The sequence below is a fragment of the Azospirillum formosense genome (assembly GCF_013340925.1).
Taxonomy (GTDB): Bacteria; Pseudomonadota; Alphaproteobacteria; order Azospirillales; family Azospirillaceae; genus Azospirillum; species Azospirillum formosense.
This window is the reverse complement of the sequence record NZ_WHOR01000202.1, coordinates 1-10,685: the sequence shown is the minus strand read 5'-3', so window position 1 is coordinate 10,685 and position 10,685 is coordinate 1. Positions and strand designations below refer to the sequence as shown.

The 10,685-nt window shown below is 71.5% G+C and carries 7 protein-coding genes and 1 tRNA gene; 5 read left to right on the top strand and 3 right to left on the bottom strand.

The window, feature by feature from the left end; translation table 11 throughout:
- Nucleotides 1–108: 108 nt before the first annotated feature.
- The 5 genes from GBZ26_RS21435 to GBZ26_RS21415 all read left to right on the top strand — a co-directional run bounded on the left by GBZ26_RS21435 (nt 109) and on the right by GBZ26_RS21415 (nt 9,165).
- On the top strand, nt 109–1,029 hold the full coding sequence (locus tag GBZ26_RS21435) for a response regulator (protein ID WP_174440585.1): 921 nt from the start codon (nt 109–111) through the stop codon (nt 1,027–1,029).
- Nucleotides 1,030–1,088: 59 nt separating this feature from the next.
- Nucleotides 1,089–4,922, top strand: coding sequence for a response regulator (locus GBZ26_RS21430; protein WP_174440584.1), 3,834 nt, complete (start codon nt 1,089–1,091; stop codon nt 4,920–4,922).
- Nucleotides 4,923–4,974: 52 nt separating this feature from the next.
- A complete protein-coding gene (locus GBZ26_RS21425; RefSeq protein WP_174440583.1) occupies nt 4,975–5,895 on the top strand; it encodes a diguanylate cyclase in 921 nt (306 codons plus the stop codon).
- A gap of 82 nt (nt 5,896–5,977) precedes the next feature.
- A complete protein-coding gene (locus tag GBZ26_RS21420; RefSeq protein ID WP_247884861.1) occupies nt 5,978–7,153 on the top strand; it encodes a molybdopterin molybdotransferase MoeA in 1,176 nt (391 codons plus the stop codon).
- Nucleotides 7,154–7,179: 26 nt separating this feature from the next.
- Nucleotides 7,180–9,165, top strand: coding sequence for a molybdopterin biosynthesis protein (locus GBZ26_RS21415; RefSeq protein ID WP_343207174.1), 1,986 nt, complete (start codon nt 7,180–7,182; stop codon nt 9,163–9,165).
- On the opposite strand, the gene GBZ26_RS21410 is transcribed toward GBZ26_RS21415, so the two are convergent.
- From GBZ26_RS21410 to GBZ26_RS21400, 3 genes are all read right to left on the bottom strand, one after another.
- Nucleotides 9,143–10,045 carry a pirin family protein gene (locus GBZ26_RS21410; protein ID WP_174440581.1) on the bottom strand — a complete coding sequence of 301 codons (903 nt, stop codon included), beginning with the start codon at nt 10,043–10,045 and terminating at the stop codon, nt 9,143–9,145. The genes GBZ26_RS21415 and GBZ26_RS21410 overlap by 23 nt on opposite strands.
- A gap of 89 nt (nt 10,046–10,134) precedes the next feature.
- On the bottom strand, nt 10,135–10,413 hold the full coding sequence (locus GBZ26_RS21405) for a hypothetical protein (RefSeq protein WP_174440580.1): 279 nt from the start codon (nt 10,411–10,413) through the stop codon (nt 10,135–10,137).
- Nucleotides 10,414–10,582: 169 nt separating this feature from the next.
- Nucleotides 10,583–10,658: transfer RNA gene (locus GBZ26_RS21400), tRNA-Ala, on the bottom strand.
- Nucleotides 10,659–10,685: the final 27 nt, after the last annotated feature.

Genomic DNA, 10,685 nt, shown 5'->3' with positions numbered 1-10,685 from the left:
ATCGTCGAAGAGAGACATGTCGAAGCTTTTGTTTATTAAGGAGCCGGGCACCCCCGGAGACACACACAGAGGAGATCGTCGGCAGCGTCAGATGGGTATAAGAGCCAGGTGCTGCCCGAAGCCGATCCGCCCGCCGGGAACGACGCCCCCTGCGCGGCGGAACTGCTGGTCCACCGCCGTCCGGCGCGCATCCTGCTGGCCGAGGATATGGCGATGAACCGGGAGCTGATCACGGCCATGTTGCAGGGGGCTGGCCATCGCGTGGACGCCGTCCCCAACGGGCAGCAGGCGGTGGAGGCGGTGCAGCGCGGCGCTTACGATCTCGTGCTGATGGACGTGCACATGCCGGAATTGGACGGTCATTGCGCCACACGGGCGATCCGCGGCCTGCCGCCGCCGGTTGGGAGCATCCCGATCCTGGCGATGAGCGCCAGCGCGCTGCCCGACGAGGTTCAGCGCTGCCACGACGCCGGCATGAACGGCCACATCGCCAAGCCGGTGGACCGCGCCACCATGCTGGACGCGATCGACGGCGCTTTGGGCTGGGCCGTCCAGGGCGGTCGGGCCGCCGAGCACCCGGACGGCGCGCCGCGGAGTGGCGCCGTGCCCGAGACCTTCATGGCGGTGGAGTCGATCCCGCTCCGTCAGCCGCTCGACCGCGCGATGCTGGCCCAGCTGTCCGACGAACTGGGGGAGGAGTCGTGCGCCCGTCTGGCCGTCGCCTTTCTCGACGAACTGCCGCAGCGGATGAGCCGCCTGCGCAAGAGCCGCGAATCCGGCAGCCCGCTGGCGGAAGCGCAGGCGCTGATCGCGCCGGCGGCCAGCCTGGGGCTGGTCCGCCTGGCGTCCGCCTGCCGCGCGCTCAGCGCCGCCCTCCGCGCCGGTCGCCGGCACGAGGCGGAGGGGCTGGCCGACAGCGTTCTGGACGCCGCGGAGGAAGGGGCGGAGGCTTTGCGCGACACCCTGTCCCGCGGCCGGGAGACGAGCCGCTTCAAGTCTCTTGCGAAGGATATCGTCCGGACGCCATAATTCCCATGTGCGGCAACTTTCTCTCCTCCGGCGTGCGCCGGATCTGGCGGGCACCGGCAATGGACGAAGCTTTTCTGACGGGGGAGGGACCCGCCGCGGCCCCCCGCACGCGGCTGCGGACCCTGTTGACGACCATTGTCGGGGTGATCGCCCTGTTCGGAGTCGGCCTGTGGGGGGCCGCCACCTGGGCCGACCGCGACGAGGCGGTGAGCCACGCCCGTGACCGGACGCTGAACGCCGCCCGCCTGCTGCACGAGCATGTGCGCCGCACCGTCGCCACCAGCGATCTCGTTCTGCAGCGCGTGGACGACCGGCTTCGCCCTCGGGAGGTCGAAGCGGTCGGGCGCGACCTGCCGTTGTGGCAGGAACTGCGCGTCATGTCCGACGCCATGCCCGAGGTCAGTTCCATCTGGATTCTCGACGCCGCCGGAAACGGGCTGCTGACCACGCTGCAGTTTCCGTCGCCGCCGATGAACAACGCGGACCGCGCCTTCTTCCAGGCCCACCGGAACGGCGAGACGTTCCACATCGGTGGGATGATCCGGGGCCGGCTGTCCGGCCGGCCGACCTTCACCATCAGCCGCCGCATCGGAACGGTGGAGAATTTCCAGGGCGTCGCCAACATCGCCTTGGACCTCGATTATTTCCGCTCCTTCTTCGACGGGCTGAACATCGGACGCGGTGGCGCCGTCGCCGTGTACCGCGAGGACGGGACCCTGCTGTTCAGCCTGTCGGGCCAGGACACCGCAGCCTCGCTGTCCGCGGCGCCGCCCGACATGCCTCCGGTCACCCGCCCGATGGACGAGGCGCCGCGGGCCACCGGCGGCACGATCTTCAACCGGTCTCCCGTGGACGGATCGGAACGGATCGTCGCCAACCTGCGGGTCCAGGATCTGCCGTTGATCGTGCAGGTCGGCGTGTCGCGGGACGAGGCGCTGGCACCCTGGCGCGAACGCACGATCCATGGCGGTCTGCTGGTCCTGCTGGCGGTGGCCGCCTGCGCGGCGCTGGCGCTGGCGGCGGCGCGCAGCCTGTCGCGCGAGGAGGTGGGGCGGCGCCGGCTGGCCGAGACGAACGCCGACCTGGACGCCACCGCCCGCAGCCTGGAACAGGCCAACCGGGCCTTCGCCGGGGCCAACCGCCGGCTGAACCTGATCCTGCAATCCGCGTCGGAAGGCATCTGCGGCGTGGACCGGGACGAGCGGATCACCTTCGCCAATCCCGCCGCCTGCGCGCTGACCGGCTACAGCAACGAGGAGATGCTGGGCCGCAGCCTGCATGTGCTGCTGCACCACACCCGCGCCGACGGCACGCCGGCGCCGACCATCGATTGCCCGGTCTTCGAGGTGCTGCGCACCGGCGAGGCGCGTGGCGGCTCGGAGGACATCTACTGGCGCAAGGACGGCACCAGCTTCCCGGTGGAGTTCGCGGCGTCGCCGATGCTGGAGGATGGGCGGGTGGAGGGCGCGGTGGTCGTCTTCCACGAGATCGCCGAGCGCAAGCGGGCCGAGGAGGCGCTGCACCAGGCCAAATCCGTGGCCGAGGCGGCCAGCCGCGCCAAGAGCGAATTCCTGGCCAACATGAGCCACGAGATCCGCACGCCGATGAACGCCATCCTGGGGCTGGTCCATCTGCTCCAGCAGACCGACCTGTCGACGCGCCAGCGCGACTACACCCAGAAGATCCGCGTGTCGGCGCAGTCGCTGCTCGGCATCCTCAACGACATCCTGGACTTCTCCAAGGTGGAGGCCGGCAAGCTGGAGCTGGAACGTGTGGAGTTCCGCCTGGACGACCTGTTGCAGAATCTCGCGGTGATCGTCGGCGCGGCGGCGCAGGACAAGGACATCGAGGTTCTGTTCTCGGTCGGGCCGGAGGTTCCGCTCGACCTCGTCGGCGACCCCTTGCGCCTTCAGCAGGTGCTCATCAACCTCGCCGGCAACGCCATCAAGTTCACCGAGGCGGGGGAGGTGGTGGTGTCCGTCCGCGCCGTGGAGGTGACGGAGGAGCGGGCGGTCCTGGCCTTTTCCATCCGCGACACCGGCATCGGCATCGACGCGGAGCAGAAGGAACGGCTGTTCCAGGCCTTCAGCCAGGCCGACAGCTCGACCACCCGGCGTTACGGCGGCACCGGCCTGGGGCTGGCCATCTGCACGCGGCTGGTCGCCCTGATGGGCGGCGCCATGGATGTGACGAGCGAACCGGGCCGGGGCAGCGATTTCCATTTCACCACCGTCTTCGGAAACGCCGCCTTCGGGAACGCCATCTTCGGGCAAGGCGCCTTCGGGAGCGCCGGGCGGGCGGGTGAGCGTCCGCCGCGGTGCCGCGCCGTGCCGCGCGGCCTGTCGGTGCTGGTGGTGGACGACAATCTCACGGCGCGCGAGGTGTTGGGCGAACTGGTCGCCTCCTTCGGCTGGCGGGCCTCGCTCTGCGCGTCCGGGCCCGACGCGATCGCGGAGCTGGAGCGTGCGACGGCCGCCGGGCAGCCCTACGACATCGTGCTGATGGACTGGAAGATGCCGGGGATGGATGGGCTGGAAACCTCCCGCCGCATCCGCGACGACGGGTTGGTGAAGGCGCCGGTCATCATCGTGGTGTCCGCCTTCGGGCGCGAGCGGATGGGCGCCGCGCCCGGGGGAGCGGGAACGCAGGACCTGGGCCTCAGCGGTGCGCTGGTGAAGCCGGTCACCGCCTCCTCCCTGCTCGATGCGGTGATCGACGCCTTTGGGCGCGGTGCGGAGGGCGACTCGGCGGACACCGTCCGGCTGCATCCCTGTGCCCCGGTCCCCGCCGGCCTTCTGCGCCCGCCGCATCTGCGTCCCCTGTTCGGACACCGCCTGCTGCTGGTGGAGGACAACGGGATCAGCCAGGAGGTGGCCCGCGAGATCCTGGAGCGCGCCGGTGCCCGTGTGACCCTGGCCGGCAACGGGCGCGAGGCCGTCGCCCGGGTCGAGGAGGCGAACCCGCCGTTCGACCTCGTCCTGATGGACGTCCAGATGCCGGAAATGGATGGATTCGAGGCGACGCGCCGGCTGCGCGCCCGGCCAGCCGGACAGGGGCTGCCGATCATCGCGATGACCGCCAGCGCCCTGCCGTCCGACCGGCAGCGCTGCCTGGACGGCGGCATGGACGACCACATCGCCAAGCCCATCGACGTGGAGCAGCTGTTTTCCGTGGTGACCCGCTGGCTCGGCCAGCCGGCGACGACCGGCATGCCGCTGCTGCCCAAGGCCGTGCCGTCCTATGCGCGTGGTGCTCTTCCCGCCGAACTGCCGGGCATTGACGTGAAGGACGCGCTGCACCGCCTGGACGGCGACGTCGGCCTGTTCCGCAAGTTCGTCACCGAGTTCGCCCGCACCTACGGCGGCGCGGCGGACGGCATCGCCGCCGCCCTGGCCACCGGCGACCTGCCGCGGGCCAAGGCGCTGGGGCATGAGCTGAAGAGCCTGGCGGGCAACATCGGCGCGCGGACGCTGTCCGCCGCCGCGGACGCGGTGCAGGTCGCCGCCTTCCGCGGGGACGGGGCGGGGGCGGCGACGCAACTGCCGATTCTGCGCACGGAGCTGGAGGCGGTGCTGGACTCCGCCGCCCGGCTGGCCGTGGCGCCGGGGCACGCCCCCGGCCGTGCCGCCGGCCTTCCCCCTGGCCGTGACGGTCCGGCGATGGACATCGCGACGCTGGAGCCCATGCTGGAGCGCTTCGCCCGCCTGCTGCGCGACAGCAACTTCGCCGCCGCGGAGGAGTTCGTCGTCCTGGCGCCGCCGCTGGCCGACTGGATCGATCCGGCGGCCATGAAGGCGCTCTCGTCGGCCGTCGACGGTCTCGATTTTACAAAGGCTCAAGGAATCCTGCACAGGATCACCCAGGACCTCGGCCTGTCCCTTCCGGCCGACTGATCCGCTTCACCTCCAGAACCGTTTTCCGGGAACCGATCTCCAGGAACCGAACATGACCGACGCGCGCTCCAAAATCCTGGTGGTCGACGACATTCCGTCGAACGTGCATGTGCTGAGCCGCATCCTGAAGGATGAGCACGACATCTATTTCGCGACCGACGGAGCGAAGGCGCTGGAATTGGCGCAGTCCCGGCTGCCCGATCTCGTTCTGCTGGACATCATGATGCCGGGCATGGACGGCTACGAGGTCTGTTCCCGCCTCAAGGCCGATCCGATCACCCGCGACATCCCGGTCATCTTCATTTCCGCCAAGAGCGAGGTGGAGGACGAGACCTATGGGTTGGAGGTCGGCGCCATCGACTTCATCTCCAAGCCGATCAGCCCGCCGATCGTCAAGGCCCGCGTGCGCAACCATCTGCTGCTGAAGCGGCAGACCGACCTGCTGCGCACCCTGTCCTTCAACGACGGCCTGACCGGCATCGCCAACCGCCGCCGTTTCGACGAGGTGATGCTGCGCGAATGGCGGCGCTGCGGGCGGGCGCAGCTTCCGCTGTCGCTCATCATGCTCGATGTCGACCAGTTCAAGCCTTACAACGACCACTACGGTCATCAGGCGGGCGACGAGTGCCTGCGTGCCGTGGCCCAGCTTCTGGCCGAGCAGATGATGAGGCCGGGCGATCTGACCGCCCGCTATGGCGGTGAGGAGTTCGTCTGCCTGCTTCCCGAAACCGACGAGGACGGGGCGGTCCAGGTGGCCGAACGCCTGCGCCGGACCGTGGCCGAGCGGCGCCTGCCGCACGCGGTGTCCCATGTCGCCGACCACATCACCATCAGCCTGGGCGTCGCCACCGCCCGGCCGGTGCTGGACGACACGCCGGACCGGCTGACCCAGCTTGCCGACGGCCTGCTCTACGAGGCCAAGCGCGGGGGCCGCAACCGTGTGTGCAGCGGCGGTGTGGAGGTTGCGGTATAAGGGGCCGACCTGAGGCATCACGGGTGCAGCCATGAGTTCGGCCAGAGCCGGAGACGACCCCGCGACCGGGGACCCGCGTCCCTTGTCCGCGTCCGACGTGCGCGGGCGCGGATTTTCCAGCCGTGCCGCCCTGTCGGTGATGGAGGGCTGGATCGACGCCGCCATCCTCCCTCTGCCGCCGCTTGCCGTGCCTCTGGCCGCCATCGCCGCCACGCTGGCGGAGGGCCCGGTTCTCGCCGAACCGGTGACCGCGCCGGGGGATTGGCCGCCTGCCGACCGTGCCGCCCGCGACGGTGTGGCGGTGGCCTCCAGCGACACGCTGGGCGCCGGCTCCTCCAACCCGGTTCCGCTGCCGGGCGCCGTGACGGTCGCGGCCGGCGAGCCGATGCCGCCGGGAACCGACGCGATCCTGCCCGTGGAGTGCATCCAAGCCGATGGACCCTTCGTCGAGGCGCTGGGCAGCGCCGCGCCCGGCGACGGGGTGGAGCGGCGGGGCGAGGGCCTGCGGGCCGGGACGGTCCTGCTGAAGGCGGGGCACCCGCTTCGCCCGCAGGACCTTGGGCTGTTCGCCGCGCTGGGGATCGACGTGTTGTGCGTCGGCGCCCGACCGCGGGTGCGGGTTGTGCTGGCCGGGGGGCCGCGGTCCGGACCCGAGACGCTGGGCGCCATGCTGACCGCGCTGGTGACGCGGGATGGCGGCGTGGTGGAGCTGGTGGGGCCGCTGCCGGCGGACCGCGCCGCCCTGGCCGCCGCCTACGCGGCCCCAGGCGCCGACCTGCTGATCTCCGCCGGGCGCACCGGGGTGGGGGAGGACGACGTGGCCCCGCTGGCGCTGGCCGACGCGGGGACGTTGGCCCTGCACGGCGTGGCCCTGCGCCCCGGCGATTCGGCGGCGCTTGGGACGGCCGGCGGCGTGCCCGCCGTGCTGCTGCCCGGCGAACCGATGGCCTGCCTGACGGCCTATGAGCTGCTGGCCGGGCGGGCGCTGCGCCGTCTGGCCGGGCGGGACCCCGTGCTGCCGCATCCGGCGGTCCCCGCCGTGACGGTGCGCAAGCTGGTGTCGGAGATCGGCTGCACCGAACTGTACCGCGTGCGCCGGACGGCGGATGGGCTGGTCGAGCCGGTCGCCTCCCCGCACCGGCCGGGATTGGCCGGTGCGGTGCTGGCCGACGGCTTCGTCCTGATCCCGGCGGAAAGCGAGGGCGTTCCCGCCGGGGCGACCGTGACCCTGCGCTGTTTTGACGGTACAAGTCTCTGAACGGCATCGAGCGAGGGGGGAAGGGCGTGTCCAACCAGGACATCCGGCGAATCGACATCCGGCGTTTTGTCGCCCAGGCGGCCCGGCAGGAGCAGTTCCTGGAGGTGGTGGGCCGCGACGAGGCCGAGGCGCGCTTCCGCCGCCATCTCGACCTGACGCCCAAGGGGGCGGAGACGGTGCCGCTGGGCGCCGCGCTGGGCCGCGTGCTGGCCGCCGACGTGGTGGCGGAGGTCGATGTCCCCGGTTTCGACCGTTCCTCGGTGGACGGCTTCGCGGTGCGCGCCGCCGACACCCAGGGGGCGGGCGAGGACACGCCGGTCGTGCTGCGCCTGAACGAGGAGGTGCTGTCCGCCGGGCGGGTGCCGTCCCTGACCGTCGCCCCCGGCACGGCCACCGTGCTCGCCACCGGCGGCATGCTGCCGCGCGGCGCCGACGCCGTGGTGATGGTCGAGCACACCGAGTCGCATGAGGAGGGCAACGCCCTTCTGGTGGAAATCCGCAAGCCGGTGGTGCCCGGCGCCTTCGTCGCCGCCGCCGGGTCGGACATCGGGCGCGGCGAGACGGTGATGCGCCGCGGGCAGGTGCTGACCTCGCGGGAGATCGGCGTGCTGGCGGCCATCGGGCGGGCCGAGGTGTCGGTGGTCCGCCGTCCCCGCGTGGCGATCCTGTCCACCGGCGACGAGATCGTCGCCCCCGGCGAACCGATCCGGCCCGGCGCCGTCTATGATTCGAACGCCGCCATCCTCGCCGCCGCGGTGGAGGAACTGGGCGGGGAGCCGGTCCGGCTGGGCATCGCCCGCGACGACGAGGCGGAACTGGCGCCGCTGGTCGAGCAGGGGCTGGCCTGCGACGCGCTTCTGCTGTCGGGCGGCACGTCGAAGGGTGCGGGCGACCTGTCCTACCGCATCGTCAGCCGCCTGACCGACCCCGGCATCGTTGCGCACGGCGTCGCGCTGAAGCCCGGCAAGCCTCTGTGCCTGGCCGTAACGAAGGGCAAGCCGGTGGTGATCCTGCCCGGCTTCCCGACCTCCGCCATGTTCACCTTCCACGAGTTCGTCGCCCCGGTGCTGCGCGCGCTGGCCGGCCAGCCGCCCGCGGCGAAGGAGAGCGTCGACGCGACGGTCCCGATGCGGCTGGGATCGGAACGGGGCCGGACCGAATATGTGATGGTCTCGCTGGTGCGCGGGGCGGACGGCGGGCTGGCGGCCTATCCGCTGTCCAAGGGCTCCGGCGCGGTGACCGCCTTCAGCGCGGCGGACGGCTTCATCGCCATCGACCCGCAGGCCGAGGCGGTGGAGGCCGGCACCCCGGTGTCGGTCCAGCGCATCGGGCGCGACACCCGCCCCGCCGACCTGATCGTGATCGGCAGCCATTGCGTCGGGCTGGACGCCATCACCGGCCGGCTGGTCGGGGAGGGGCTGACGGTCAAGGCGCTGAACGTCGGCTCGATGGGCGGTCTCGCCGCCGCCCGGCGCGGCGAATGCGACGTGGCGGCCATCCACCTGATGGACCCCAAGAGCGGGGAGTACAACCGCCCCTTCCTGACCCCGGCGCTCGGCCTCGTGACCGGTTACCGCCGCCTCCAGGGCATCGTCTTCCGCAAGGGCGACGTTCGTTTCGAAGGCAAAACGGCGGAGGAGGCTGGTCTGGCGGCGGCGCAGGAGCCCGACTGCATCCTGGTCAACCGCAACGCCGGCAGCGGCACGCGCATCCTGACCGACCGGCTGCTCGGGGCGGCGCGGCCCACCGGCTACTGGTCGCAGGCCAAGTCGCACAACGCCGTGGCGGTGGCGGTGGCCCAGGGCCGCGCCGACTGGGGCGTCGCCATCGACAGCGTCGCCACCCTCTACGGGCTGGGCTTCCTGCCCTTGCAGGCGGAGCATTACGACTTCGTGATCCCCAACGACCGCCGGGACCGGCCGGCGGTCCGGCGCTTCCTGGCGGCGCTGGCCGATCCGGCGGTGCGGGAGAGGCTGACGGCGCTCGGCTTCACCGTTCCGGAAGCGGAATGAACTCCGTCTCGCCGGGAACGGCGTCGAACCCGCCGGCCTTCCATTCGGCCTTGGCCTGTTCGATGCGGTCCTGGCGGCTGGACACGAAGTTCCACCAGATGTGGCGCGGGCCGTCCATCACGGCGCCGCCCAGCAGGATCAGGCGGGCGGCGGTTTCGGCCTCCACCGTCACCGCGTCGCCGGGGCGCAGCACCAGAAGCCGCCCGGACTCGAAGCGGTCGCCGTGGATCGTGACGGTGCCGTCGGCGATGTAGAGCGCCCGCTCCTCCGTCTCCCGGTCGATGGGCAGGCGGGCGCCGGCATCCAGCGACGCATCGACGTACAGCGTGTCCCACAGGGTGTTCATGGGCGAACGTACACCGTACGCCTCGCCGGCGACGACGCGCAGCCGCTTGCCCTCGCCCTCGACCACCGGCAACTCGTCGGCGCCGAGATGGACGAAGGCGGGGTCGGTCTCCTCATGGGTCTTGGGCAGGGCGACCCAGGACTGGATGCCCGACAGCAGACGGTCGCGCCCGCGCTCGTCGGTGGCGGAGCGTTCGGAATGGGCGATGCCGCGCCCGGCGGTCATCCAGTTCACCGCTCCCGGACGGATCGGCAGCACGGTGCCCAGGCTGTCGCGGTGCAGGATCTCACCGTCGAACAGGTAGGTGACGGTGGCCAGCCCGATGTGCGGGTGGGGGCGCACGTCGATGCCCGCCCCGGCCTTCAGGATCGCCGGCCCCATCTGGTCGAGGAAGACGAAGGGCCCGACCATCCGCTTGCGGACGGAGGGCAGGGCGCGCCGCACCTCGAACCCGCCGATGTCGCTGGTGCGCGGAACGACCACCGTTTCCAGCCAGCCGTCCGGAGACTCGGTCGATGTTGGGGCCGTCGTCATGCTTGTCCTCCCGTTCCCGAAGCCTGTTCCCAATGGTGGGTGCCACCAACAGGTGGGGACCGGCGCCGCGAATGGGAGGGGGAAAGCGTTCAGTGCTTGGGGGTGCCGCAGCCGCCGCTACCGCAGCCGCAGCCGCCGGCCGGGGCGGTGACGTGGATGGCGCCGCGCGCCGTGGCCAGCAGCACGTCCAGCGGGATGCCGGTGGCCTTGGCGAGATCGGTCAGGCTGGCGCTGTCGGGCACGCCGACGCCGGGGTTGAAGACCGGGTGGATCTGCGCCAGCCGGCCCACGGCGTCGGGGTCGACGGCGTTCAGCGCGCCCAGGGTGGTGTCGCCCGTCAGGGTGTTGGCGATCAGGATGTCGGCCATGGCGTGTCCGAAGCGGGAGGGAACGGGAATCGGCGGAAGCCGACGGTGCCGCCCGACCAAAGAGCGTTCCTTGACGCCTGTCAAGACGGTGGTGACGGAAGGAATGGGAGGAAATAGAGCCTGAAACGCCGAAGGGCCCGCGCGGTGATGCGCAGGCCCTTCGGGTGTTTGGTGGAGCCAAGGAGGATCGAACTCCTGACCTCTACAATGCCATTGTAGCGCTCTCCCAGCTGAGCTATGGCCCCGAAACTCTGGGCGGCGAGCCTTGCGGC